This window comes from Micromonospora peucetia (assembly GCF_900091625.1).
GTDB lineage: Bacteria > Actinomycetota > Actinomycetes > Mycobacteriales > Micromonosporaceae > Micromonospora > Micromonospora peucetia.
This window is the reverse complement of record NZ_FMIC01000002.1, coordinates 1,211,932-1,237,193: the sequence shown is the minus strand read 5'-3', so window position 1 is coordinate 1,237,193 and position 25,262 is coordinate 1,211,932. Positions and strand designations below refer to the sequence as shown.

General features: G+C 73.5%; 21 protein-coding genes. 7 read left to right on the top strand and 14 right to left on the bottom strand.

The annotated features are described in order from the left end of the window. Positions 1-38 precede the first annotated feature (38 nt). Positions 39-992, bottom strand: a complete 954-nt coding sequence (locus GA0070608_RS05780) for a DNA primase (RefSeq protein WP_091622940.1) — start codon at positions 990-992, stop codon at positions 39-41. A 117-nt stretch (positions 993-1,109) separates the two neighbouring features. Here GA0070608_RS05780 and GA0070608_RS05775 point away from each other — a divergent pair, with 117 nt between their 5' ends. Continuing rightward, complete coding sequence (locus tag GA0070608_RS05775) at positions 1,110-1,451, top strand: PadR family transcriptional regulator (protein ID WP_091622937.1); 342 nt, start codon at positions 1,110-1,112, stop codon at positions 1,449-1,451. A gap of 55 nt (positions 1,452-1,506) precedes the next feature. On the opposite strand, the gene GA0070608_RS05770 is transcribed toward GA0070608_RS05775, so the two are convergent. From GA0070608_RS05770 to deoC, 10 genes are all read right to left on the bottom strand, one after another. Then, complete coding sequence (locus GA0070608_RS05770; protein WP_091622934.1) at positions 1,507-2,166, bottom strand: permease prefix domain 1-containing protein; 660 nt, start codon at positions 2,164-2,166, stop codon at positions 1,507-1,509. 136 nt (positions 2,167-2,302) lie between these two features. Continuing rightward, positions 2,303-4,087: a thiol reductant ABC exporter subunit CydC gene (cydC, locus tag GA0070608_RS05765; RefSeq protein WP_091622931.1), complete on the bottom strand. Its 1,785-nt coding sequence runs from the start codon at positions 4,085-4,087 to the stop codon at positions 2,303-2,305. Further along, positions 4,084-5,763, bottom strand: a complete 1,680-nt coding sequence (cydD, locus tag GA0070608_RS05760; protein ID WP_091634391.1) for a thiol reductant ABC exporter subunit CydD — start codon at positions 5,761-5,763, stop codon at positions 4,084-4,086. Before cydD ends, cydC begins: the two co-directional genes overlap by 4 nt. After that, positions 5,760-6,767 carry a cytochrome d ubiquinol oxidase subunit II gene (locus GA0070608_RS05755; RefSeq protein ID WP_091622928.1) on the bottom strand — a complete coding sequence of 336 codons (1,008 nt, stop codon included), beginning with the start codon at positions 6,765-6,767 and terminating at the stop codon, positions 5,760-5,762. The genes cydD and GA0070608_RS05755 overlap by 4 nt, the downstream gene beginning before the upstream one ends. Before the next feature lie 10 nt (positions 6,768-6,777). Continuing rightward, positions 6,778-8,028 (bottom strand): cytochrome ubiquinol oxidase subunit I, encoded by a 1,251-nt coding sequence (locus GA0070608_RS05750; protein ID WP_091622926.1) that lies wholly within the window; start codon positions 8,026-8,028, stop codon positions 6,778-6,780. A 295-nt stretch (positions 8,029-8,323) separates the two neighbouring features. After that, positions 8,324-9,229 (bottom strand): M56 family metallopeptidase, encoded by a 906-nt coding sequence (locus GA0070608_RS05745; protein ID WP_091622924.1) that lies wholly within the window; start codon positions 9,227-9,229, stop codon positions 8,324-8,326. A gap of 10 nt (positions 9,230-9,239) precedes the next feature. Continuing rightward, a complete protein-coding gene (locus GA0070608_RS05740; RefSeq protein ID WP_245715707.1) occupies positions 9,240-9,701 on the bottom strand; it encodes a BlaI/MecI/CopY family transcriptional regulator in 462 nt (153 codons plus the stop codon). Positions 9,702-9,928: 227 nt separating this feature from the next. Then, complete coding sequence (locus tag GA0070608_RS05735; RefSeq protein ID WP_091622922.1) at positions 9,929-10,768, bottom strand: aldehyde dehydrogenase family protein; 840 nt, start codon at positions 10,766-10,768, stop codon at positions 9,929-9,931. Next, entirely contained in the window at positions 10,761-12,191 is a 1,431-nt protein-coding gene (locus GA0070608_RS05730; protein ID WP_091634387.1) for an aldehyde dehydrogenase family protein, read from the bottom strand. Before GA0070608_RS05730 ends, GA0070608_RS05735 begins: the two co-directional genes overlap by 8 nt. 9 nt (positions 12,192-12,200) lie before the next feature. Beyond that, positions 12,201-13,160, bottom strand: coding sequence for a deoxyribose-phosphate aldolase (deoC, locus tag GA0070608_RS05725; protein ID WP_091622919.1), 960 nt, complete (start codon positions 13,158-13,160; stop codon positions 12,201-12,203). Positions 13,161-13,293: 133 nt separating this feature from the next. On the opposite strand from deoC, the gene upp reads away from it, so the two are divergent. Further along, entirely contained in the window at positions 13,294-13,926 is a 633-nt protein-coding gene (upp, locus tag GA0070608_RS05720) for a uracil phosphoribosyltransferase (RefSeq protein WP_091622916.1), read from the top strand. A gap of 78 nt (positions 13,927-14,004) precedes the next feature. Continuing rightward, positions 14,005-14,682 (top strand): GOLPH3/VPS74 family protein, encoded by a 678-nt coding sequence (locus tag GA0070608_RS05715; RefSeq protein WP_091622912.1) that lies wholly within the window; start codon positions 14,005-14,007, stop codon positions 14,680-14,682. Between the two features lie 200 nt (positions 14,683-14,882). Here GA0070608_RS05715 and GA0070608_RS05710 read toward each other — a convergent pair whose 3' ends face one another. Further along, entirely contained in the window at positions 14,883-16,607 is a 1,725-nt protein-coding gene (locus tag GA0070608_RS05710) for a phospho-sugar mutase (RefSeq protein ID WP_091622908.1), read from the bottom strand. Between the two features lie 36 nt (positions 16,608-16,643). Continuing rightward, on the bottom strand, positions 16,644-18,797 hold the full coding sequence (locus tag GA0070608_RS05705; protein WP_091622904.1) for a serine/threonine-protein kinase: 2,154 nt from the start codon (positions 18,795-18,797) through the stop codon (positions 16,644-16,646). Between the two features lie 205 nt (positions 18,798-19,002). Between GA0070608_RS05705 and GA0070608_RS05700 the strand changes: the two genes are divergently transcribed. Both GA0070608_RS05700 and GA0070608_RS05695 read left to right on the top strand, forming a co-directional pair. Continuing rightward, positions 19,003-20,586, top strand: coding sequence for an acyl-CoA mutase large subunit family protein (locus GA0070608_RS05700; RefSeq protein ID WP_091622901.1), 1,584 nt, complete (start codon positions 19,003-19,005; stop codon positions 20,584-20,586). Between the two features lie 719 nt (positions 20,587-21,305). Then, a complete protein-coding gene (locus GA0070608_RS05695; RefSeq protein ID WP_091622898.1) occupies positions 21,306-22,565 on the top strand; it encodes an amidohydrolase in 1,260 nt (419 codons plus the stop codon). On the opposite strand, the gene GA0070608_RS05690 is transcribed toward GA0070608_RS05695, so the two are convergent. After that, positions 22,522-23,520, bottom strand: a complete 999-nt coding sequence (locus GA0070608_RS05690; protein WP_091622894.1) for a DUF4349 domain-containing protein — start codon at positions 23,518-23,520, stop codon at positions 22,522-22,524. The two genes, GA0070608_RS05695 and GA0070608_RS05690, sit on opposite strands and share 44 nt — an antisense overlap. A 116-nt stretch (positions 23,521-23,636) precedes the next feature. Here GA0070608_RS05690 and GA0070608_RS05685 point away from each other — a divergent pair, with 116 nt between their 5' ends. Continuing rightward, complete coding sequence (locus GA0070608_RS05685; protein WP_091622890.1) at positions 23,637-24,269, top strand: MBL fold metallo-hydrolase; 633 nt, start codon at positions 23,637-23,639, stop codon at positions 24,267-24,269. A 5-nt stretch (positions 24,270-24,274) separates the two neighbouring features. Next, entirely contained in the window at positions 24,275-25,225 is a 951-nt protein-coding gene (locus tag GA0070608_RS05680; RefSeq protein WP_091622887.1) for a hypothetical protein, read from the top strand. The last annotated feature ends 37 nt before the right edge of the window (positions 25,226-25,262 follow it).

Genomic DNA, 25,262 nt, shown 5'->3' with positions numbered 1-25,262 from the left:
GGCTTTCACTGCCAGAGACTGATGCTCCCCGTAAAGGGTCAGTCGCGCCAGTCCACGACCGCAGAGATCTTGCCGACAATGGTGCGCCAACCCAAACTTGCGGTTTGTGCCCCGATTTTCTTCAGCCGACGCCGACCGAAGAACCCGCCGACGCCGCCGTTGACCGTGGCGCGCAGGGCTTCGTCCAGGTCATCGAGGCTGGAGCCGGCGGAGAGCATGTCGAGCACCGCAGGAAGCCGCAGCCCGTACGCCAGGTCGCGGGCCACCTCGCCGGCCTCGATGAGCAGCGTCGGGTCCCAGGTGTCGTGCCCGCCGCGGAGGTTCTCCACCACCAGGTCGAGCTCGTAGATGTCCTCGTCGAGTGGCGCGATGTCGGCCGGCTCGACCCGTTCGGACAATTCATTCCAGCTGTCCAGCTGAGACAGGTCGTTCGGCGCCCCGGAACGGATGAAACTGACCAGCGACTCAGGCGTCTTGAAGAGCAGCAGTTTTCCGCGGTGGCTGAGGAAGAGCGGCACCTCCTCGTCGCCAGCCTCGTCCTCGTCCTCGTCCTCGGAGTCGGTCTCGGCGTCCTCGTCGTCGGTCGCGTCGCGACGGCGGCCCTTGGCCTCGTCCTCGTCGCTCTCGGCGAACTCCTGCGCGACATCCTCGTCGAGGATGACAACGGCCTCGTCGTCGTCCTCCGCGTCGTCCTCCGCGACCTGACGGCGGGCCAGGAACGGGTCGTCCTGGTCGCGCTCGGCGACGTCGGTCGGGGTCAGCTCCCGCGCCGGCCGGTACGCCCGCAGCGTGTAGCCGGTGCCGGCGGGCAGCGCGATCTCCACCGGGTCGATCCGCAACTCGTCCCAGAGGGCGCGGGCGGCCTCGGCCGAAAGGGGTGCGGTGCCGGACTCGGCCGGGGCATCGGCGTCGTCGAGCTCAGGCTCGTCGGCGTCGGGCCGTTGGGGCGACTGGCGGGCCACGCTGACCTCCGTGTGCTTCGGGTTGCCCACCCGCCGGCGTCCACCGCCGACGAGTGACTCTGGGCACATACCCTAGTGGGCGTCTCCGGGTGACCGGTGTCGCACCCCGGTGGCGGAGCGGGCCGGTGACAAGTAGCGTTGCTACACATGAAGGCCCAGGCGCTGCACGGACACCTCGACGCGCTGCTGCTCGCAGTGCTCGAGCAGGGTTCGCTGCACGGCTACGCGATCATCGAGGCGTTACGCAACCGCAGCGACGGTCAGCTCGACCTGCCGACCGGCACCGTCTACCCGGCGCTGCGCCGGCTGGAGCGGGCCGGCCACGTGTCCAGCACCTGGAGCACCGTCAATGGGCGGGAGCGGCGGACGTACCAGCTGACCGACGACGGCCGGCGGGCGCTGGCCGGGGAGCGGTCCGGATGGCACGAGTTCCGCTCCACCGTCGGCCGGTTCCTCGACACCGACCCGCCACCGACCGCGCCGGCCTGAGGGTCGTGCGGCGATCCGGCCATGCCCATCGCCACGCCGTGCCGGATCCGGCGGGTCAGCGGCTGGCGAGCAGCCAGGTACGGGCGGCCCGGCCGAGCCAGAGATAGCCGGCGGCGGCCAGCACCACGCCGATGATCATGGGCGGCCAGGTGAGCGCGGCGTCCCAGAGGCCGAGTGACCACGTGAAGAGGGCCGAGCCGGCCAGCACGCCGAGGGCGAGGACCCCGGTCAGGGCCGCCCCCACCGCCCGGTCGCCGGCACCGCCGCGCAGCACCGACCGGCCGGCCGGCAGCAGCCCGACCACGGCCAGCACGAACGCCGCCGCCCAGATCCAGCCCACCGACGCCGACAGGAGCTGGTAGGCAGCCGGCGGCCGGGTGCCGCCCCAGCTCGACCCCTGCCAGGTGAGGTCACCGGCGACGAACGCGACCGTGGCGAGTGCGATGACCCTTAGCGACAGCCCTCGCAGCGCACCCGCCGCCAGCTCCGCCTGGTAAGCCGGGGCGAGCTGCGCAGGCGAGCCGAACTCGGCCACCGCCCGGCGCTGCGCCTCCGTCGCCGACAACCCGTCCTCCCGGTACGCGTCGACGGCGTCCAGCAGCCCGTGCCGCGCCTCGGTCAGCAGGTCGGACTTCAGCCGGCGCGGCCCCCGCAGGCGTACGCCCAGCTCCCGCAGCCGTTGCTCCACCATCGTCGCGTCGTTCTCGCCCCGCATGGCCTCACCCTGTCACGGCTCGCCGCCGGCGTCCTCGGGGACAAACCCTGGCCCGACCCGGAGCCGCCGGCCTCAGCCGGGCCCTGTGCGAGAGCGCGGGGGCCATGCTGACGGGACGGGGCGGGGCGGGCACCGGTCAGGGGCGCAGCGCGAGGTACCCGCGTTCGGCCGCCTCCTGGATCAGCCACTGGTCCCGGTACCAGCCGGGGGCGGTGACCAGCTCGGCGTGCCGGCCACGCTGGGCCACCCGGCCGGCGTCCAGGACCACGATCTCGTCCAGCTCGGCGAGCCCGCTGAGCCGGTGGCTGATCAGCAGCACGGAATGCCCGGCCGGGGTGGCTGCCAGCGCGAAGGCGAGCACCGTGTCGGCGGCGGCGGGGTCGAGCCCCTCGGTCGGCTCGTCGAGCACCAGCACACCCGGCGCCGCGAGCAGCGCCCGGGCCAGCGCGAGCCGCTGCCGCTGGCCGCCGGAGAGCTGGCCGCCCTCCTCGCCGACCACGGTGTCCCAGCCGTCCGGCTGTTCGCGTACCCAGTCCAGCAGGCCGGCCGCCGCGGTCGCCGTCGCCAACTCCTCCTCGTCGGCGTCGGGTCGCCCGAGCAGCAGGTTCTCCCGCACGGACGCGTGGAAGACGTACGCCTCGGCGAGCAGCCCGCCGACGGCGCGGGGCAACTCCTCGGCCCGGTACGCCGACAGCTCCCGCCCGTTGAGGACGATCCGCCCGTGTTCGGGGTGTACCGCGCCGGTGAGGACGGCGGCCAGGGTGCTCTTGCCGGCGCCGCTGGGCCCGACCACCGCCACCCGGCGGCCGGGCGGCAGTTCCAGGCTGAACCCGTCCAGGGCGGGCGGGGCGCCCTCCCGGTACCGGACGGTCACCTGCTCGAACCGCACGTCGTACGGCCCGGGGTCGACCGGTGCGCCGTCGGACGCGGCTGGACCGGCCGGGGCCTCCAACAGGGCGGCGACCCGGGTCAGGCCGGTCCGGAGCTGGGTCCACTGCCGGGCGGCCCCGACCAACGCCAGCGCGATCTCCACGGCGGCGAGGGTGCCGACCGCCAGGACGCCGACCAGCACCCCGTCCACGCCGTCGGCGAGCGCGGCGAGCACCACCGCGCCAGCGGTCAGCCCGGCCACCAGCACCCCGGTGGCGTCGACCGCGAAGCCGGTGGCGGCGAGTCGCCGTTCCAGCCGGGCCAGCCGCTCGGCCCGTGCCCCGGCGGCCTCCAGCGCATGCCCGGTGCCGCCGAACGCGGCCAGGTCGGCTGCGCCGTGGGTGAGGTCGACCGCGTCGGTGGCGAGGGCGCCGCGCAGCGGCGCCAGTTCGGCGGCGGCCCGCCGGGTCAGCACGGTGGCCAGGGCGGGCAGCGCGACTCCGGCGACCAGCAGCCCGACCGCGAGCACCCCGGCGGCGGCCGGCGACATCAGCGCCGCCCCGCCGACGGCGAGCACGCTGACCAGCGCCGCCGCCGAGGCCGGCACCAGCACCCGCAGCAGCAGGTCCTGGACTGCCTCCACGTCGGAGACGAGCCGGCTCAGCGCGTCGCCGGAGCGTTGCCGGGCCGTCTGGCGGGCGGCGAGGGCACCGAACACCCGGGCCCGGACGTCGGTGATCAGCCGCAGCACGGCGTCGTGCCCGGCGAGCCGTTCGGTGTAGCGCAGCACCCCCCGGCTGATCGCCAGCGCCCGGACCGCGACGATCGCCACGGTGAGGCGGTCCAGCGGGGGTTGGCCGGCCGCGCTCATCAGCAGCCAGGTCGCGGTTGCCATCAGGGCGAGGCCGGCGAACTCGGTCGCGGCGGCGAGCAGCCCCGCGCCGAGCAGCCGGTTCAGGTACGGCCGGGCCAGCCGCAGCACGGTCCGCTCGGCCGAGCCGGCACGCGCACGCGCGGGCCGGGTGCCGGGCGGCAGGGGCTCGTCGGTCATCGGGTCGCCTCCCCGGCCGACGTGGGCGTCAGCTCCGTGACCCGGCCGTTCTCGATCCGCAGGATCCGGTCCGCGTCGGCGAGCAGCGCCGGCCGGTGTGCCACCAGCAGCGCTGTCCGCCCGGCAACCAGATGGCGGGTGGCGTCGAGGACGACCGCCTCGGCGGCGGTGTCCAGTCGGGCGGTCGGTTCGTCGAGCAGCACCACGGGGGCGTCCCGCAGGAACGCGCGGGCCAGCGCGACCCGCTGCCGCTGCCCGCTGGACAGGCCGTACCCGCGCTCGCCGAGCACGGTGGCGAGCCCGTCGGGCAGCCCGGCGACCACGTCGTCCAGGGCGGCGTCGTGCACCGCCGTGGCGAGCGCGGTGTCCGGGGTGTCCGGCGCGCCGAGCCGGATGTTGTCGGCCAGCGAGGCCGCGAAGAGGTGGGCCCGCTGCGGCACCCAGGCCACCTGGCGGCGCCAGCCGTCACCGTCGGCGTCGGCCAGGTCCACTCCGCCCACGGTGACCCGGCCGGCGGTCGGGGTGACGAAGCCGAGCAGCAGGCCGAGCAGGGTGCTCTTGCCGGCGCCGCTCGGGCCGATCACGGCGATGCGCTCGCCCGGCCGGATGGTCAGCGTGACGTCGCGCAGGGCGGTGGTCCGCTCGTACGCCACGGTCACCGCCTCGAACCGGATCTCGCCGCGGCCGTCGGGGGTGGCCGCGACCACGCCGCGCGCCGTCGGCGCGGGGGCGGTGGCCGACAGGGTGAGCGCGTCGTCCAGCGCGGTGAGGCCCTCCATGCTGGCGTGGAACCGGGCGCCGGCCGCCCGCAGCGGCAGGTATGCCTCCGGGGTGAGCAGCAGCACCAGCAGCGCGGTCTGGAGGGTCAGCCCGCCGCCGAGCAGCCGGATGCCGACCGGCACGGCGACCAGCGCCACCGAGAGGGTGGCCACCAGTTCCAGCACCAGGGCGGAGAGGAAGGCGATCCGCAGCGTCTTCATGGTCGCCACCCGGTGGCCGTCGGCCATCCGGCGGACCACCTCGGTCTGCGCCCGGGCCCGACCGAACGCGCGCAGCGTGGGCAGCCCGGCGACCATGTCGAGGAAGTGCCCGCCGAGCAGGGAGAGCCGGCGCCACTGCCGTTCGGTGGCGGCCTGCGCCTGCCAGCCGAGCAACGCGCCGAAGATCGGGATCAGCGGCAGGGTGACCGCGATGATCAGCGCCGAGCTCCAGTCGGCGACGAAGATCCGGGCCAGCACGGCGAGCGGCACGGTGACGCTCAGCACCAGCTGCGGCAGGTAGCCGGTGAAGTAGGCGTCCAGCGCGTCCAGCCCACGCCCGGTCAGCGTGGCCAACTGTCCGGCGCGCTGGCCGGCGACCCAGCCGGGGCCGTGCCGACCGACCGCCCCGAGCAGGTCCGCGCGCAGCGCCGCCTTGACCGTCGCCGCGATCCGCGCCGACACCGTGCCCTGCGCCCAGACCAGCAGCGAGCGGGCGGCCACGGAGGCGGCGAAGCCGGCCAGCGCGGGCCGGTCCAGCCGCCCGTCGAACGCGGTCGCCAGCAGCGCGGCCAGCGCGGTCGCCTGCGCGACGACCAGCCCCGCCGCCAGCACGCCGAGCAGCGCGAGCACGGCGAGGTCGCGCCGAGCCCCCGGGACCCGGCGCAGCAGACGCGGGTCGAAGGGACGGCGGTTCACCAGTACACCGGTGCCCTGCCGTCGGTCCGTCCCCGGAACACCCACCAGCACATTGCCTGAAAGCCTAGTAGGGCCGGCAGGAGCGGCAGCGTCAGCCAGCCCAGCAGCCGCAGAGTGGGGGTGCTAGCCGCTGCTTCGGTCACGGTCAGTGACGCGCTCGGCTCGATCGTGGAAACCAGCGCGTGGGGCCAGATGGTCGCGCCGACCAGCGCCACCGGCAGTGCCAGGGCCGCGCAGGTGGCGGCGAAGGCCAGCCCCGGCCGCCGCCGGGCGAGCGCCACCCGGGCCGCCAGCAGCGCCGTGACCAGCAAAGACAGCAGCAGTATGCCCGCCACAGGCTGCCCTGCGGCGGCGCGTACGTCGGCGGAGAGCAGGCCGAGGACGGTGGCCGCGCCGACGGCGGTGAGCGCCACCGGGACGAGCCGGGCGGCCAGTCGCCCGACCGGCGCGGCGTCGGCGGTGGGTAGCCGCAGCGTGAGGAAGGTCGCACCGTGCAGCGCGACCAGCGCGACGACGGCGAGCCCGGCGGCGGCCACGAACGGGGTGAAGAGGTGGGTCACCCCGGCGACGTGGCCGTCGGCATGCAGCGGTACGCCCTGGAGCAGCCCGGCCAGCACGGCGCCCCAGCCGAGCGCGGCGAGCACGCTGCCGACCACCACGACCCGGTCCCACCAGGCGCGGGCCCGTTGCCCGGCGGGGCGGCTGCGCAGCTGCACGCCGGCGGTCACCAGGACCACCCCGGTCAACGCGCCGCACACGGCCGGGTAGAAGCCGGAGAGCAGTTCTCCCTCCAGCACGGGGAAGGCGCCGAACAGAATGCCGACGGCGGCCACCAGCCAGACCTCGTTACCGAGGAAGAACGGGCCGACCGCGTTGAGCGCGGCGCGGCGGCGGGCAGGGTCGGTGCCCCGGGCGAGCAGCAGGCCGACGCCGTAGTCGTAGCCGCCGAGCACCAGGTAGCTGGCGAAGAAGAGCCCGAGCAGGGCGTACCAGGCGAGTTCCACGGTCGTCTCCTCAGGCGAAGGCGGGCTCGGGGCGGGGGTCGGCCGGCGGCTGGTCCGGTTGCCGGCCGAGGGCCGGGTCGTGCGCGCCCCGGGCGGCGTGCCGGGCCAGCAGCACCCAGTTGGTGACGGCCAGGGCGCCGAGCAGCAGGCTGAAACCGATCAGCGAGGCGAGCATCAGCCACGGGCTGACCGGCGACACCGCCTGGTCCACGGGCAGCAGCCCGTACGCGGCCCAGGGCTGGCGGCCGACCTCGCGGGCGATCCATCCGAGGATCATCGCGACGAACGGCAGCGGCAGGGCGAACTGGAGGATCCACAGCGGTACGCGCAGCCGGATCACCCAGTCCCGCCAGAGCAGCGGGAGCATCAGCCAGAGCAGGCCGAGGGTGAAACCGATCAGGATCATGAAACCGAGGCCGACGTTGGCGAGGGCCGGCGGGGTGTAGTCACCGGGGCCGAACCGGGCGGTCCAGTCGGCGATCAGCGGCGCGGCGGCGGGGTCGTCGCCGAACTTGGTGGGTTGCACGTCTCCGATCGCGAAGAACTGGGCGAACCCGAAGCCCTGCACGAAGAAGATCGCCACCGCCGAGGTGACCAGGCCGATCCGCAGTCCCTTGCGGTGCAGCGCGAAGTCGGGGGTGCGCCGGAGCAGGTGCCACGCGCTGACCGCCGCCATCAGCATCCCGCCCACCAGCAGGGCCGCCGTGACGACGTGCCCGAGCGCCATGTGGAGGGTGGGGTTGTCCAACAGTGCGGAGAAGTCGGTGAGGTGGGCGACCCCGTCGCGCACCTCGTAGCCGACCGGGTTCTGCAACCAGGAGTTCGCCACCATGATCCAGAACGCGGAGGCGTACGCGGTGATCGCGACCCCCCAGAGCAGGGCGAGGTGGACGCCCCGGCGCAACCGGTGCCAGCCGAAGATCCACATGCCGAGGAACGTCGATTCCAGGAAGAAGGCGACCAGCGTCTCGATGGCCAGCGGCGCGCCGAAGACGTTGCCGACGTAGCGCGAGAGGCCGCTCCAGTTCAGCCCGAACTGGAACTCCATCACGATGCCGGTGGCGATGCCGAGCACGTAGTTGATCACGTAGAGCTGGCCCCAGAACCGGGTCAGCCGCTCGTAGACCGGCTTGTTCGTGATCACCGAGGCGGTCTGGAGGCCGACCAGCAGGGTGACCAGGCCGAGGGTGACCGCCACGAAGAGAAAGTGGATCGAGGTGGTGGTGGCGAACTGCAGGCGGGCGAGGAACAGGGTGTCCATTGCCGGCTCTCCGTACGGTTGGCTCGCTTGTCGTAGCCAGCCTACACGTAGATTCCCTACACGTAACTGTGGCCCGTCGTGGATGATGCTACGACGAGTCGTAGTAGTTGTGGGGGAGTGGCGAGGAACGGGCGGGTCGCGCTCGCGCAGGCGGTGCGGGTCCAGTCCCAGCACGGCCGTGCGGGTCTCGCCCCAACACGGCCGTGCGGGTCTGGTTCCAGCATGGTCGGGCACGATCCACGCAGTGGTAACTCCGGCGCGGTGCGGAGGGCGGCCGGGCGGTGGCCCGCCGCTGTCAGCTCAGGAAGAGGGAGACCGGCAGGGCGGCCACGGTGGTCGCCACGGCCAGCGCGGCGGTCCCGAGCAGCCGGGGCGGCCGGTCGGCGACCAGCAACCGCTGCACCCGGACGTCGAGGTCCCGGTCGCCCAGCCCGAGGGCGCCGGCCGGGGTGATCCGGTTGCCGGCCGCGGCGAACCGGCGCAGCGCGCCGGCCAGCGGGGCGTCGGCGTGCGCCTCCCGGGCCTTGTCGTCGGCCCGCATCTCGACCAGCAGGGCGACCCGATCGTGGGCCTCGCGGACCCAGGCGAACCAGGGCAGCGCCCGGCTGAGCGCGGTGAACGGCAGCAGCACCAGGTCGTGCCGTTCCTGGGCGTGCGCCCGCTCGTGAGCGAGCACGGCTGCCAGTTCGGCGCTGTCCAGCAGGTCGAGGGTGCCGGCGCTGACCACGACCCGGGGCCTCATCCCGGGCAGGCAGTACGCCGCCGCGCTCGGATGGTCGAGCACCAGCGCGCCGGGCACCGTCGGGTCCCGGCGGGCGACCAGGGCGAGCAGGTCCCGATGCCGGCGCTGGGCGCGTACGGTGCCGTGGATGCTGCGGACGGTCGTGCCCAGTAGGACCGCGCCGATGCCGAAGCCCACCCCGACGGCGGCCAGGTGTGCCGCGCCCAGCCCGACGGGCAGGGCGCCGTGGCTCAGGTCGGTGGCGAGGGCGACCAGCGCGCTGCCGGTCGGGCGGTCGTAGGCGGCCAGGCCCAGCGCCATCGGTACGCCCATGGCGGAGAGCCCGAGGGCCAGACCGACCGCCTGCCAGCAGACGATCGCCACCCGGGGGCTGCGCCACGTCCAGGTGGAGCGGGCCAGCACCTGCGCGGTCAGCCAGCAGGCCAGCATCGACGCGGCGAAGTGCAGGGCGTACGCCACGACCGCCGCCCTACCGGTCCGCTGCCTTGTCGACCCGGGGCCCTTGGCCGACCCCGTCGGCCGAGGGCGCCTCGACCCGGTCGGTCAGCGCGGCACCGCTTCCGGTCCCGTCGGCCTCGGCCCCGAGGGCGGCGCGCAGCACCTCGGCCTCGGTGCCGGTCACCGAACGGGCGAAGCGCACCAGCGCGGCGTCCCGGCTGCCGCCGAGATCGAGGGCGTCGAGCATGAGCTGGGCGATGTGTGCCTCGCGACTGGCGGCGGCCCGGTAACGCCAGGCCCGCCCCTCCCGCTCGCGCTGCACCATGCCCTTGCCGGCGAGCCGGTCCAGCACGGTCATCACCGTCGTGTACGCCAGTTCGCGGCCGTCGAGCGCGTCGGCCACCTCCCGCACGGTGATCCCGTCCGACGGCCCCGGGACCGAGTCCCACAGCACGTCCATCACCGCACGTTCGAGATCACCAAGCCGAGTCACGCCGCAATCCTACCCCCGGTAGTAGACCCATTCCCCACCAGCACATCCGAGCGCCCATGTCACGGCAGCACACCAGAGCTGACCCTTCCCAAGGCAGCACCCCTGAGCTGAGCCTCTCCCGCGGACCTGCCCGCGGACGGTTTTCCGGGGAGCCCCGCCCGCGCAGGGATCAAGCCTGACCGCCCGGAGCGGGCGGGGCTCCCCGGAAAACCCCCGGCCAGAACCCGTCACACCCCCTTGGGATGCCAGACCGTCTTCGTCTCCAGCAGCGCGGTCATCCGGGTGATACCCGGGTCGGCGGACCAGTCGTGGTCGGCCGGGGCCGGCCGAAGCACCCGCTTGAGGTTCTGCGCCGCCTTCACCTCCAGCTCCGTCGCCAGCTCGGCGTCGGCCACCCCGGTCAGGTCGATGGCGTTGACGTCCATGTGGGCGGCCAGCGCCGGCACGGTCTCGGTGATCCGCCCGGTGAGCAGGTTGACCACGCCGCCGGGCAGGTCGGAGGTGGCGAGCACCTCGGCCAGGGTGACCGCCGCCAGGGGCTGCGTCGGTGAGGTCGCCACCACCACGGTGTTGCCGGTGACGATCGCCGGGGCGATCACGCTGACCAGGCCGAGCAGTGCCGGGGACTCGGGAGCCACCACGGCCACCACGCCGGTCGGCTCGGGCGCCGACAGGTTGAAGTACGGCCCGGCGACCGGGTTGGCGCCGCCGTACACCTGGGGGAGCTTGTCGGACCAGCCGGCGTACCAGACCCAGCGGTCCACGGCCGCGTCGACCTCGTCGCCGGGCACGCCGAGGGCGACGAACTGCTCGCGTCGGCCCTCCAGCATCTCGGCGACCCGGTAGAGGATCTGACCCCGGTTGTACGCGGTCGCCCCGGCCCAGCCCTTGACGGCGGCGCGGGCGGCGACGACCGCGTCCCGCGCGTCCTTCCGGGAGGCAAGGGACACGTTCGCGGTACCGTCGCTGCCGGATTGCACGAGATACGACCGTCCCGACTCGCTGCGCGGGAACTTCCCGCCGATGAAGAGCTTGTACGTCTTGCGTACCGCGACCCGCTCAGACATTGAGGTAGCCCTCCAGCCCGTGCCGGCCGCCCTCGCGACCGTAGCCCGACTCCTTGTAGCCGCCGAACGGCGAGGTGGGGTCGAACTTGTTGAACGTGTTGGCCCAGACGACGCCGGCGCGCAGCCGGTCGGCCATCCACAGGATCCGGGAGCCCTTGTCGGTCCAGATTCCGGCCGACAGCCCGTACGGCGTGTTGTTGGCCTTCTCGACGGCCTCGGCCGGGGTGCGGAACGTCAGCACGGACAGCACCGGGCCGAAGATCTCCTCGCGGGCGATCCGGTGTGCCTGGGTGACCCCGGTGAAGATCGTCGGCGCGAACCAGAAGCCGCGCTCCGGCAGCTCGCACGGCGGCGACCAGCGCTCCGCGCCCTCGGCGGCCCCGGCCTCGGACAGCTCCCGGATCCGCGCCAGCTGGGCGGCCGAGTTGATCGCGCCGATGTCGGTGTTCTTGTCCAGCGGGTCGCCGACTCGTAGCTGGGCCATCCGGCGCTTCAGCGACTCCAGCACCCGGTCGGCGACGTTCTCCTGAACGAGCAGCCGGGAGCCGGCGCAGCAGACGTGCCCCTGGTTGAAGAAGATCCCGTTGACGATGCCCTCGACGGCCTGGTCGACCGGGGCGTCGTCGAAGACGATGTTGGCCGCCTTGCCGCCCAGTTCCAGGGTGAGCTTCTTGCGGGTGCCGGCCACCGAGCGGGCGATGGCCCGGCCCACCTCGGTCGAGCCGGTGAAGGCGACCTTGTCCACGCCGGGGTGCTCGACCAGCGCGCGGCCGGTGTCGCCGGCGCCGGTGACGATGTTGACCACGCCGGCCGGCAGGTCGGCCTGCTGGCAGATCTCGGCGAAGAGCAGCGCGGTCAGCGGGGTCGTCTCGGCCGGCTTCAGCACCACCGTGTTGCCGGCGGCCAGCGCCGGGGCGATCTTCCACGCCAGCATCAGCAGCGGGAAGTTCCACGGGATGACCTGCGCCGCCACGCCGAGCGGTCGCGGGCTCGCGCCGAACCCGGCGTGCTCCAGCTTGTCGGCCCAGCCGGCGTAGTAGAAGAAGTGCGCGGCGACCAGGGGCAGGTCGACGTCGCGGGACTCCCTGATCGGCTTGCCGTTGTCCAGCGACTCCAGCACGGCCAGCTCGCGGGAGCGCTCCTGGACGAGCCGGGCGATCCGGAACAGGTACTTGGCCCGGTCCCGGCCCGGCATCGGGCCCCAGACCTTGTCGTACGCCTTCCGGGCGGCGCGGACCGCACGCTCCACGTCCTGCGCGCCGGCCTCGGCGACCTCGGCGAGCACCTCCTCGGAGGCCGGGTTGATCGACTTGAAGCTGCCGCCGTCGGCGGGGGCGACGAACTCCCCGTTGATGAACAGCCCGTAGGAGGTTCTGATGTCCACCACCGAGCGGGACTCGGGGGCGGGTGCGTATTCGAACAACATCGGCTCTCAGTCCAGGGTGAAGTAGTCGGGACCGGAGTAGGTGCCGGTCGTCAGCTTGGTGCGCTGCATCAGCAGGTCGTTGAGCAGGCTGGACGCGCCGAAGCGGAACCAGTCCGGGTCGAGCCAGTCCGCGCCGACGGTCTCGTTGACCATCACCAGGTACTTGATCGCGTCCTTGGTGGTCTTGATGCCGCCGGCCGGCTTCACGCCGACCTGCCGCCCGGTGGCGGCGCGGAAGTCGCGGACCGCCTCCAGCATCACCAGGGTCACCGGCAGGGTGGCCGCGACCGGGACCTTGCCGGTGGAGGTCTTGATGAAGTCGCCGCCGGCCAGCATGGCCAGCCAGGAGGCACGCCGCACGTTGTCGTAGGTGGCCAGCTCGCCGGTCTCCAGGATGACCTTGAGGTGGGCGTCCCCGCAGGCCTCCTTGGTGGCCACGATCTCGTCGTAGACCTCCTTGTACCGGCCGGCGAGGAAGGCCCCCCGGTTGATCACCATGTCGATCTCGTCGGCCCCGGCCGCCACGGCGGCCCGGGTGTCGGCGAGCTTGACCTCCAGCGGGGCCTGGCCCGACGGGAAGGCGGTCGCCACGCTGGCCAGGTGCACGTCACTTCCGCGCAGCACCTCGGCCACGTGCGGGACCATCGCCGGGTAGACGCAGACCGCGCCGACGTGCGGGCAGGACGGGTCGGCCGGGTCGGGGCGCAGCGCCTTGGCCGCGAGGGCCCGCACCTTGCCGGGGGTGTCAGCCCCCTCCAGTGTGGTCAGGTCGACCATCCGGATCGCCAGGTCGATGGCCTGGGCCTTGGCGGTGGTCTTGATGGAGCGGGTGCCGAGCTGTGCCGCCCGCTGCTCCGCGCCGACCTGGTCCACGCCCGGCAGGCCGTGCAGGAAGGTCCGCAGAGCGGTCTCGGATCGTCCCAACTCGGAGAGCTCCGACCGGGCCGACGTCGCTGTCGCCGTCATACACCGGAGTCTACGCATCCGACCGACGAGTGATCTTGGTCACGGTGCCGCCTGCCGGTCCGGTGGTGAGCGAGGTCGCTGGTCCGCCCGCAGCCGCAGTGCGGGCACGGCCGGACAGGTAGGTTGAGCGATCGTGGACGTACACGTCATTGACCATCCGCTCGCCCAGTCGCGGCTGACCGCCATGCGGGACGCGCGCACCGATTCCTCCTCTTTCCGGGCGGCGCTGCACGAACTCACCACCATGCTGGTGTACGAGGCCGCGCGCTCGTTCCCCGTCGAGAAGTACCCGGTGCAGACCCCTGTCACCGGCACCGAGGGCACCCGGCTGGCCAATCCGCCGCTGCTCGTGCCGGTGCTGCGGGCCGGCCTGGGCATGGCCGACGCCGCGCTCGGCCTGCTGCCGGAGTCCTCGATGGGCTTCGTCGGCCTGGCCCGCGACGAGGAGACGTACGAGCCGCGCGCCTACATGGAGTCGCTGCCGCGTGATCTCAGCGGCCTGCCGGTGCTGGTGCTCGACCCGATGCTCGCCACCGGCGGCTCGCTGGAGCACTGCTGCCGGCTGCTGGCCGACCGGGGCTGTACCGACATCACCGTGCTCTGCGTGCTCGCCGCACCCGTCGGCATCGAGAAGCTGGAGCGCTCCGGCCTGCCGTTGCGCCTCGTCACCGCCTCGATCGACGAGGGTCTCAACGACCAGATGTTCATCGTGCCGGGGCTCGGCGACGCCGGCGACCGCCAGTTCGGTGGGATGCCCCGCTTCTGAGGTCGCCGCGCGGCTGCACGCGAGTCCGTACGCGCGAGTCCGTGCGTGGGATGCGCGCAGCCGCTACCGTTCCGGGCCATGACTGGTGTTGCTCTCGCCGAAGAGCTGCTTCTCCTCGCGTACGACGACGAGACCGGCAAGGCGACCATGCCGCGGATCAGCCTCGACCTGGGGATGGCTGCCGCGGTGTTGATCGAACTGGCCCTGGCCGGGCGGATCGTGTACTCCGAGGGGTCCCTGGCGGCGGTGGACCCGACGCCCATCGGCGAGCCGCTCGCCGACGAGGTTCTCGCCCGCATGGCCGCCGACCTACCGCGCAGCCCCGCGTCCTGGGTCCAGCGGCTGCGGCACGGCCTGCGGGACAGGATCCTCGGCGACCTGTGCGCCCGGGGCGTGGTGCGTGACGTCGACGAGACCGAGCTGGGTTTCATCCACGTGCACCGCTACCCGACGGTGGACCCGGCCGTCGAGGCGGACACCCGCCGCCGGCTGGCGGAGGCGCTGGCCAGCGGGGAACTGCCCGACGAGCGGACCGCCGCCCTGGCCACCCTGGTCGCGGTCCTGCGGATGGAGCCGGCGCTCGGCCTGACCGGTGACGCGGCCGGGGAGGCCCGGCACCGGCTGGAGGAGATCGCCGGCGGCGCCGGCTTCTCCGGCACCGTCAGCCTGGACGACTCCGTCGTGCGCCCCTCGGTCGGCCTCGTCGTGGCCGCCCTTGGCCACGCCGTCAACGCCGCCCTGGGCCCCCGCCGCTGACCACCCCGCCACCGACCCACCCCCGCCACCCGTCCACCCCCACCACCTACCCCTGGCACCGCCGCTGTCTGCCGCCGTCGGTCGTCAGCTGCGGCGAATCAAGAGGGTTGCGTCTCGGGGAAGCGCGTTCCTTGACGCAAACCTCTTGATCGACACGGTGGGGCGCGGGTGGTGGCCTCGGGTGGGATGGTGGGGGTGGGTCAGAGGGCCAGGGTGGTGGCGATCTCGGCGCGGAGGGTGGTGACCGCGTTCGTGGCGCGGGTGCGGGCCGCGGTGACGTCGCCGTCCGCGACCGGCTCCACCACCTCCAGGTACGCCTTGAGCTTCGGCTCGGTGCCCGAGGGGCGGATCACCACCCGGGCGGTGCCGGTGCGCAGGATCACCACGTCCGCCTCGGGCAGCAGGTCCTGGGCCTCGGTGACCGGCTGCCCGAGCAGCGTGGTCGGCGTCGCGGCCCGGATCCGGGCCATCGCGTCGGCGATCAGCCGCAGGTCGTCCACCCGCACCGAGAGCTGGTCCGTGTGGTGCACACCGAACTCGGCGGCCAGTTCGTCCAACCGGTCGGTCAGGGTGCGCCCCCGCGCCTTGAGCCCGGCGGCCAACTCGGCCACGGTCAGCGCGGCGGTGATGCCGTCCTTGTCGCGTACGTGCTCCGGGGCGACGCAGTAGCCGAGCGCCTCCTCGTAGCCGAAAACCAGCGGCGCGGCCCCGCCGCCGGCCCGCACGATCCACTTGAACCCGGTCAGCGTCTCGTCGTACGGCAGGCCCCGGGCGGCACACATCGCCCGCAGCAGGGACGACGACACGATGGTGGTGGCGTACAGGCCGGTCACGCCGCGCCGCATCAGGTGGTCGGCCAGCAGCACGCCCACCTCGTCACCGCGCAGCATCCGCCAGCCGGACGGGTCCCCGGTCGGCTCGCTCGGCCCGGCGACCTCGCCGCTCGCGCTCGTCGCCGGGCCGGTGTCCCGTACGGCCACCGCGCAGCGGTCGGCGTCCGGGTCGTTGGCGATGGCGATGTCCGCGCCGGTCGCCTCGGCGAGCGCGACCAGCCGGTCCACCGCCCCCGGCTCCTCCGGGTTGGGGAAGGAGACGGTCGGGAACGCCGGATCCGGCTCCGCCTGCTCGGGCACCACCCCGGGCACGGGGAAGCCCGCCCGGGCGAACGCCGCGGTGAGCACCGCCGCGCCCACCCCGTGCAGCGGCGTGTACGCCACGGCCAGGTCACGCGACCCGTTCGGGTCGATCACGGCGGTGGCCCGCTCCACGTAGGAGGCCACCAGGTCGTCGCCGAGCACCTGCCCGACCGGCCCGAGGGGCACCTCGGCCAGCGGGCCGACCGACCGGATCGCGGCCTCGATGCCGACATCGGCCGGCGGCACGATCTGGGCGCCCGCGCCGAGTGCCCCGCCCAACTCCGCGCCGAGGTAGACCTTGTAGCCGTTGTCCTGGGGCGGGTTGTGGCTGGCGGTCACCATCACCCCGGCGACCGCCCCGAGGTGGCGCACCGCGTAGGCGAGCACGGGGGTGGGCAGCGGACGGGGCAGCAGCAGCGCCGGGCGGCCCACGCCGGTGGCGACCTGGGCGGTCCGTTCGGCGAACTGACGGGAGCCGTACCGGGCGTCGTACCCGATCACCAGGGGGCCGGAGCCGCCCTGGGCGGCGAGCCAGCCGACCAGCCCGGCGGCGGCCTGGGTGACCACCGCGAGGTTCATCCCGTTCGGGCCGGCGCGCAGCGGGCCGCGCAGCCCGGCGGTGCCGAAGGTCAGTGGGCCGGCGAACCTGTCGGCCAGCTCCGGGGCGCTCGTCGGTAGGCGGTCGAGCACCGCCTGCAGCTCGTCCCGGCTGGCCGGGTCGGGGTCGTCGTCGAGCCAGCGCCGGGCTCGGTCGCGAATGTCGTCGATGTCAGTGGTGTCCGCCGGCATGTCTCTTGATAGCACGCCGGCGGATCACCCCCGCGTTCAGCCGGCTTCGGTGAGCTGGAACGACTTCACCATCTCGTCGAAGATCGGCCTGCTGTCGGCGAACTTCGCGTCGTTCGAGGTGAGATAGAACGAGTAGCTCTTGCCCTCGTGCACCACACCGCGCCACACGCCGTGCCGCTTGGCCTCGCCTTCGCCGCAGGTGTATTCGAACTGGGCAGCGGCCTTGCCGACCCACTGCACCTCGTCCATGGCGAGCTGGTTGTAGGGCTTGGCGCAGGACTTGGAACGGTTCTTCAGGCCGTCCGTGGCGACCTCCGCCCAGCGCATCGAGGTGGTACGGAAGTCCTCCACCAGGATCCGGACCTTGCGGCCCTCGTCCTGCGGGTCGACGTAGTCCACCCAGTTGCCGGCGCTGTTGAGCTCCCAGCCCTGCGGCACCATGACCCGCACGCCCTTGCCGGAGTGCTCCTTCATCTGGGGCACGCCGCCGGCCGGGGCCTGCGAGGTGGGGGCGGCCTGCGGGGTGGTCGGCGCGGGTTCGTCGCCGCCGCTGAACAGGACGACCGCCCCGATCAGCAGCACCACGGCCAGGCCGCCGGCGGCGGCGAGCTGCACCTTGCGCGGCCAGCCCTTGACCGTGCCGACGACACCGCCCACCCGACCGGCGAATCCACCGCCGGAGCCGGCCGCAGCCGGCTCGGTGGCCGGGGTCGCCCACGGCTGCCCGGTGCCCGGCACCGACCACTGGCCGCCGCCGTAGGTGCCACCGATGTGCTGGGTGGCCTCCGGCGGCGGGCCGAAGACGGGCGTGCCCGCGCTCACCCGCTGGGTGGCCTCCGGCGGTGCGCCGAAGACGGGCGTGCCCGCGTTCACCCGCTGGGTCGCCTCCGTCGGGCCGCTGAACCCGACCAGGCCGGCGGCGTTGGTCCGCATCTGCTGGGTGGCGTCGTTGCCACCGGCCGTCATCCGCTGGGTCGCCTCGGGGCCGCCGTAGGTGCGGCCGGCCGGCTTGGGCCCGGTCGGCGCCGGCATCGCGCCGGTGGGGGTGTGCAGCGGCCCGGCCAGCGCGTCGGCGCTGGTGTCCTCCATCGCGGCGGGGCCGGCGGGCAGGGCGGCCTGGCCGGGGCGCTCACCCCGGCGCAGTGCCGCCAACCGGTCGGTGAGCGACTCGCCCGGGTTCAGCATGGCCCGCCCGCCGATATGCCCGCTCGGCTTCGGCTGCTCCGGTTGGGCGGCCGGCGGGGCCGGCACCGACCGTGGGACCGGGACCACCGAGTAGGGATCGGTCACCGAGTTCACCGCGGCGGCGTTGCTGGTCAGCGGGCCGGCGAGCAGCTCGCGCAGCATGGCCCGGGCGGTGTGCACGTCGAAGCGGCGGGCCGGGTCCTTCTCCAACAGGCCCATCAGCACCCGGGCCAGCGGCCCGCTGCGCTGCGGCGGGGCGGGCGGGTCCTCGACCACGGCGTGCATGGTCTCGATCGGGTCGCCCTTGTCGAACGGGGGCCGCCCCTCCACCGCCGTGTAGAGCGTGACGCCCAGCGAGAAGAGGTCGCTCGGCGGGCCGAACTCCTGGCCCATCGCCCGCTCGGGGGAGATGAAGTGCGGCGAGCCGAGCACCATGCCGGGGGTGGTGAGCTGCACGTCGGTGGGCATCCGGGCCACGCCGAAGTCGGTCAGCACGCACCGGCCGTCGGCGCAGATCAGCACGTTGGCCGGCTTGACGTCGCGGTGCAGCACGCCGATCGCGTGCGCCACCTCGAGCGCGCCGAGCAGTGCGATGCCGATCTTGGCGACCACCCGCTGCGTGACCGGTCCGTCCTCGATCACCATGTCGGCGAGGCTGCGGGCGTCGAGCAGTTCCATCACGATCCACGGCCGGCCGCCCTCGGTGACCACGTCGTAGACCTGGACGACGGCCGGGTGCTGGATCGCGGCTGCGGCGCGGGCCTCGCGCAGGGTGCGTTCGTACATGGAGTCACGGTCGCTCGGGGCCAGCCCCGGAGGCAGGACGACCTCCTTGACGGCCACGTCCCGCCGCAGGAGCGTGTCTGTGGCACGCCAGACCGTGCCCATGCCGCCGTTGCCCACCGTCGAACGCAGCGAGTAGCGGTCACCGATGGTCGTGCCGGGGGTCGCGCGTCCGTTGGGGGGACTCACTGGTCCGCCGCTCCACGTCGGGATCTGAGTCACAGAAAAGCCACCGGGGGAATTCGAGGGGGGCTGGGACACAACCCCCCTATCTTGCTGGTTCCGACGCCCGATGCGAAACCCGACGCGGCGGACGTTTACCGAACTGAACAGTACGTACCCGAACGTTCACCTCTCGTCGATGTCCGCCGACCGGTGTGCGGTATCCCTCACCCGCCGACGCCGTCGCGCGTCCTACCATCCGCTAATGAGCGAACCGCGGTCAAGCGAGTCCGGTTTTCCGATCAGGGGCGTCTACACGGCGGCGGATCTTCCGGAGGACCTGGACTCCCGGCTCGGCGGTCCGGGCGAGTTCCCGTACACGCGTGGGGTCTACCCCACCATGTACACCTCCCGCCCCTGGACCATGCGCCAGTACGCCGGCTTCGGCACTGCCACCGAGTCCAACGCCCGGTACCACCAGTTGTTGCGGGCCGGCACGATGGGACTCTCCGTCGCCTTCGACCTGCCGACGCAGATGGGCTACGACTCCGACGACCCGATCGCGCACGGCGAGGTGGGCAAGGTCGGGGTGGCCATCGACTCGATCGACGACATGCGGCTGCTCTTCGACGACATCCCGCTGGACCAGGTCTCCACCTCGATGACCATCAACGCGCCCGGCTCGGTGCTGCTCCTGCTCTACCAGCTCGTGGCCGAGGAGAGCGGCGTGGCCGGCTCGGCCCTGAACGGCACGATCCAGAACGACATCCTCAAGGAGTACATCGCCCGCGGGACGTACATCTTCCCGCCGAAGCCCTCGCTGCGGCTGGTCGCCGACACCTTCGGCTACTGCCGCAAGGAGGTGCCGAAGTGGAACACCATCTCCATCTCCGGCTACCACATGGCCGAGGCCGGCGCGTCGCCCGCGCAGGAGATCGCGTTCACCCTGGCCAACGGCGTCGAGTACGTCCGGGCCGCGCTGGCGGCCGGGCTGGCCGTGGACGACTTCGCGCCCCGGCTGTCGTTCTTCTTCGTCGCCCGCACCACCCTGCTGGAGGAGGTGGCGAAGTTCCGGGCCGCCCGGCGGATCTGGGCCCGGCTGATGCGCGACGACTTCGGCGCCAAGAACCCGAAGTCGATGATGCTGCGCTTCCACACCCAGACGGCAGGCGTGCAGCTCACCGCCCAGCAGCCCGAGGTCAACCTGGTCCGGGTGGCGGTACAGGGCCTCGGCGCGGTGCTCGGCGGCACCCAGTCGCTGCACACCAACAGCTTCGACGAGGCGATCGCGCTGCCCACCGAGAAGGCGGCCCGGCTGGCGCTGCGTACCCAGCAGGTGCTGGCGTACGAGACGGACCTGACCGCCACCGTCGACCCGTTCGCCGGCTCGTACGTGGTGGAGGCGATGACGGCCGAGGTGGAGGCGGCGGCGAACGAGCTGATGGACCGGGTCTTCGACCACGGCTCGGCGGTCGACGCCATCGAGGCGGGCTTCCAGAAGCGGGAGATCGAGCAGTCGGCGTACCGGATCGCGCAGGAGATCGACTCCGGCGAGCGGGTGGTGGTGGGCCTCAACCGGTTCACCGTCGACGAGGAGGAGCCGTACGAGCCGCTGCGGGTCGACCCGACGATCGAGGCGGCACAGGCCGAGCGGCTGGCCCGGCTGCGCGCCGAGCGCGACGCGGGAGCGGTCGAGCGGGGGCTGGCCGAGTTGCGCGCCGCCGCGGAGGGCACCGAGAACGTGCTCTACCCGATGAAGGAGGCGCTGCGGGCCCGCGCCACGGTGGGCGAGGTCTGCGGCACCCTGCGCCAGGTGTGGGGGCTCTACCGCCCGACCGACCGGTTCTGATCACGCCGACCCGTCGGCCGTCCGGCTCTCACCACGCCTGGGAGTCGGGCAGCCGTCGGTCGGCGGGCCGCCGTTCTTCCCTCGCGCCGTAACGGGCGGGCAACCTGCGGGTAACGACCAGCCCACGGGGCGTTTCCGCTGGTCGCGGGCGTTCGGTCGGAGCGCTACAGTCGGGGGAGACGCCCCGCCGGTCGGCGGCGCGGGCGCGCGGAGCGTTCCCGGCGACGCCTGCCCGAGGCGCGACGCGTCTCCCGGCGACACCTGCCGAGGCTCGGCGGGCGGTGTTGCCCTCCGGGAGTGGCGTGTGCGGGCCGGGTTCGGGGTAACCCGTGGCCGTGGACGCACACGGGGTGCGCTCGGTTCGCGACGGGGCGTGTGACCGTCTCCGGTGCCCCCGGTCGGGCGGTCGTCGGGTAATTGTCGGAGTGTCAGTTCACCTGACCGACTAATGCGACAATTCGGAACGACGGCTCTCGAGATCGACATCGATTTCGCCGATGCCGAGTCGGTTACGCGTTGTAGGAGGGGTGGGGCAGATGACAGCGTCCGACCGCGATCTACCTGCTGTCTCGCAGATCTACGACCGCTCCGAGCAGGGCATTCGTGACGCAGCGCGGTCCGACGGCTACCGGAACGACGTTGCGCAGCGTCACCGTCGGAGGTCTAGGCTGTCGGCTGTTCCTGATGATCCATCCATCTCTAGCGAACGAGAATTCGACGTGACGAGTGCGTTGACGCTGCCCACCGGCAACCAGCTGGCGTCGTCCTGGCTGGCGGCGCCGTCCGGGTCCGAGCCCCTGCCGTTCGAGCTGGACCACCTGCTCCACCTCCGGATGCCCGGGTTGATCGCCACCCGTCGCCACCTCCACTCGCACCCGGAGCTCTCCGGCGAGGAGTTCGAGACGGCCGCCCTGATCGCCCGGGAGCTCTCCCTGGCCGGGCTGAGGCCGCGGATGCTGCCGAAGGGCAACGGGGTCATCTGCGACATCGACGGCCGCCCCGACGGCCCGGTGATCGCGCTGCGCGCCGACATCGACGCCCTGCCGCTGACCGACTCGAAGGACGTGTCGTACCGCTCCACCGTGGATGGCGTCTGCCACGCCTGCGGTCACGACGTGCACACCACAGTCATGCTCGGTGTCGGCATGCTGCTGGCCCAGCTCGCTGACCTCGGCGAGCTGCCCGGCCGGGTCCGGCTGATCTTCCAGCCCGCCGAGGAGATCCTGCCCTGCGGCTCGCTGGAGGTCATCGAGGCCGGCGGCCTGGACGACGTGGTGCAGATCTTCGCGCTGCACTGCGACCCCAACCTGCCGGTCGGGCAGATCGGCCTGCGGGTCGGCCCGATCACCGCAGCCGCCGACAACGTCACCGTCCGGCTCACCGGCCCCGGCGGGCACACCGCCCGGCCGCACCTGACCGTCGACCTGGTCGACGCGCTCGGTCGCCTGATTACCGAGGTGCCGGCCCTGGTCAGCCGCCGGGTGCCGGCCAACAGCGGGCTGCTGCTGGTGTTCGGCCACGCCTCGGCCGGCACCCGTTACAACGTCATCCCCTCCGAGGCGTCCGCCTCCGGCACCCTGCGGGTGATGGACCGCGACACCTGGGAGCTGGCCCCCAAGATCGTGAGTCAGGTGGTCCGCGACGTCGTCGCCCCGACCGGGGCCACGGTCGACCTGGAATACCTGCGGGGCCGCCCGCCGGTGTGCAACGACTCCCGGGCCATCGGAGTCCTGACCGCCGCCACCACCGCCGCGCTCGGACCGGAGGGCGTCGCCGAGACCCCGCAGAGCATGGGCGGCGAGGACTTCTCCTGGTACCTGGAGTACGTCCCCGGCGCGCTCGCCCGGCTCGGCGTCGGCCGTTCCGGCCCGAACGTGGACCTGCACCGGGCCTCGTTCGACGCGGACGAACGGGCCATCCCCGTCGGCGTACGCCTCATGGTCCAGACCGCGCTGCGGGCACTGGCGGCGGCGCGGTAGGCGGCAGCGGCGCGACCGGGCCGGTCGGCGTCATCGGCGGCGCGACCGTGCGTCGCTGACGGCGCAGCACCACCAGCAGCACCGTCAGCGGTACGCCGAGCAGCAGCAGCCACGGCAGCACCGCACCCAGCACCGTCAGCAGGACGGTCATCGAGGTCAGGAAGACCTTCCAGCCGCCCCTGAGCCCCACCATGAAGCCGACCTCGGTCTCCTCGTCGGCGGTGCTCGCGTCCCGGCCGACCAGCGACACCGTGATCGTCGACAGGCTCGTCAGGTCCGCCAGTCGCTCCTTCTTCGCCTCCAGCGAGGCGAGGTCGGCCTCCCGGCGGGACAGCTCGTTCTCCAGCGACACCAGGTCGCTGATCGAGCTGGCCCGCGCCAGTAGCTGGCGGGCGCTCGCCACCCGGGCGCGCTGGCTGGTGATCCGCGCGTCCAGGTCGACCACCTGCTCGGTGACGTCCTCGGTGCGGATCTCCCGGCGCTGCTGTCGACCCAGCTTCGCCAGCTCGTCGACGACGCCGTGGAACTTGGCCGCCGGCACCCGCAGCTCCAGCTCGGCCCGCGCGTCCGCGTCGGCGCTGCGCCGCTGGTCGCCGCCGATGAAACCGCCGGCCGCCGTGACCGCGGCGATCGCGCTGCGCGCCGCGGCATCCACATCGTCCACCTGTACGCGCATCGTGCCGGTGTAGATGATGGAGCGCTGGTCGACCCGCAGGTCCGGCGCGCCGGCGCCGCTGCCTGGCTCGGCCTTGCCGCCGCCCCGCGCCGCCGCGCCGTCCGCCTGGTCCGCCGCGCCACCTGCCTGCTCCGCCGCGCCGCGGGCCTGGTCCCGGGCCGCAGGCGCGCCGGCGGAGTCGTCGCCCGCGCCGCTGCCGCAGCCCGCCAGCGCGACCAGCGCGACCAGCGCGATGCCCGTCAGCCGTACGCCCCGACGTCGTCGGTCCCGTGTGTCCATCCCCGCCCCCATCTCCTCGCCCCCGTGCGGGGCGATACCTCAGACGTGGCGCGCGACCACGTCGGTTCCGGCAGACTGCGCTCAGGACGTCACGATTCGATAATCTTGGAGTCACGATGCAGCTCACCAAGTACGCCCACTCCTGTCTCCGGGTGGAGCACGACGGGGGAGTGCTGGTCATCGACCCGGGCGTGTTCAGCGACGCGGCGGCAGCGCTCGACGGCGCGGACGCGGTGCTGATCACCCACGAGCACCCCGACCACCTGGATGTCGAGGCGGTCACCCGGCAGCTCGACCGGCGCACCTTCGTGATCCACGGCCCGGCGTCGCTCACCGACACCCTGGGTGACGCCGCCGAGGCACTCGATCCGGTCCGACCCGGACAGTCGTTCACGGCCGCCGGCGTGCCGGTACGCGCCCACGGCGGCCGGCACGCCGTGATCCATCCCGACATCCCGGTGGTGGACAACCTGGCCTACCTGATCAACGAGGTGGTCTACCACCCGGGGGACAGCCTGGTCGTCCCCGAGGACGCGCAGGTCGACACGCTCTTCCTGCCGATCCACGCCCCGTGGACGAAGTTCTCCGAGTCGCTGGACTTCCTCCGGGCGGTCGCCCCGCGCAGGGCGTACGCGCTGCACGACGGGTTGCTCAACGACAACGGGCTCGGCGTGCTGAACAGCAACTTCACCCGGCTGTCCGAGGTGGACTACCGCCGGCTCGAACCGGGCACCCGGATCGACGCCTGACGGCGATGCCCGGCCCGCCCCGAGAGCTGGTGCACCGGCTCTACACCACCCCGCCGGACCGGTTCGTCGCGATCCGCGACGAAGCCGTCGCCGAGGCCCGCCGCGCCGGCGACCCGAAGGCCGCCCGGGAGATCGCCCGGCTGCGCCGACCCACCGTGGCGGCCTGGCTGGTCAACCTGCTCGCCCTCCGCCGCCCCGAGCTGGTCGCCGACCTGGCCCAGCTAGCCGAGGCACTGCGCGCCGCCCAGCGCGACCTGCGCGGGCCCCGGCTGCGGGAGCTGTCCGCCCAGCGGCGGGCCGTGGTCGGCGCACTCGTCGCCGAGGTGCGAAAGCTGGCGGCCGGAGCCGAGGGAGCCCCGTCGGCCGGGAAGCTGCCGCTGGCCGAGGTGGAGGCCACCCTCAACGCCGCGCTCGCCGACACCGACGTCGCCGAGCAGGTCCGCTCCGGCCGGCTGCTCCGGGCCGCCAGCTACGCCGGCTTCGGCGAGGTGCCCCGCCCGCAGTTGCGCCTGGTGACCGGTGACGAGGAGCCGGAACCGGCGCCCCGGCCCGCGCCGGCCGGGAAGCAGTCCGGCGGCACCGACCGGGCCACGCTCCGCGCCGAGCAGGCGGAACGGGCAGCCCGGGCGGATCGGGCACGTCGGCGGCGGGCGCTGGAGAAGGAACTGGCGAAGGCGCGTACCGACCAGGATCGGGCCGAGGCGGAGCTGGCCGGTGCGACGGCGGCCGAGCGCGACGGCGTCGCCGATCTGGACGCGGTCGAGGCGGAACTGGCCGAGCTGGAGCGGCGGCGGGCCGTCGCCGAGCAGGACCTGAGCAGGGCCCGGCTGGCCCGGCGCGGGGCGGAACGGACGGTGACGGCCGCCCGCCGGCGCGCGGGCGAGGTCGAGGCGGCGGTGGAGGCGTTCGACGCCGAAGAGGGGGATGCCGGGCCGGGTGGCGGCGCGGCAGACTGACCCCTGTGGACGGACGGGGAGACCGGGGAACGGGCGG

What these genes read in the sequence shown, in the direction of transcription:
- GA0070608_RS05710 (WP_091622908.1), bottom strand. Translation starts at nt 16,607, where the DNA reads ATGCCGGCGGACACCACTGACATCGACGACATTCGCGACCGAGCCCGG.
- GA0070608_RS05715 (WP_091622912.1), top strand. Translation starts at nt 14,005, where the DNA reads ATGACTGGTGTTGCTCTCGCCGAAGAGCTGCTTCTCCTCGCGTACGAC.
- deoC (WP_091622919.1), bottom strand. Translation starts at nt 13,160, where the DNA reads ATGACGGCGACAGCGACGTCGGCCCGGTCGGAGCTCTCCGAGTTGGGA.
- GA0070608_RS05680 (WP_091622887.1), top strand. Translation starts at nt 24,275, where the DNA reads ATGCCCGGCCCGCCCCGAGAGCTGGTGCACCGGCTCTACACCACCCCG.
- GA0070608_RS05775 (WP_091622937.1), top strand. Translation starts at nt 1,110, where the DNA reads ATGAAGGCCCAGGCGCTGCACGGACACCTCGACGCGCTGCTGCTCGCA.
- GA0070608_RS05690 (WP_091622894.1), bottom strand. Translation starts at nt 23,520, where the DNA reads ATGGACACACGGGACCGACGACGTCGGGGCGTACGGCTGACGGGCATC.
- GA0070608_RS05685 (WP_091622890.1), top strand. Translation starts at nt 23,637, where the DNA reads ATGCAGCTCACCAAGTACGCCCACTCCTGTCTCCGGGTGGAGCACGAC.
- GA0070608_RS05735 (WP_091622922.1), bottom strand. Translation starts at nt 10,768, where the DNA reads ATGTCTGAGCGGGTCGCGGTACGCAAGACGTACAAGCTCTTCATCGGC.
- GA0070608_RS05770 (WP_091622934.1), bottom strand. Translation starts at nt 2,166, where the DNA reads ATGCGGGGCGAGAACGACGCGACGATGGTGGAGCAACGGCTGCGGGAG.
- GA0070608_RS05750 (WP_091622926.1), bottom strand. Translation starts at nt 8,028, where the DNA reads ATGGACACCCTGTTCCTCGCCCGCCTGCAGTTCGCCACCACCACCTCG.
- GA0070608_RS05700 (WP_091622901.1), top strand. Translation starts at nt 19,003, where the DNA reads ATGAGCGAACCGCGGTCAAGCGAGTCCGGTTTTCCGATCAGGGGCGTC.
- cydC (WP_091622931.1), bottom strand. Translation starts at nt 4,087, where the DNA reads ATGACCGACGAGCCCCTGCCGCCCGGCACCCGGCCCGCGCGTGCGCGT.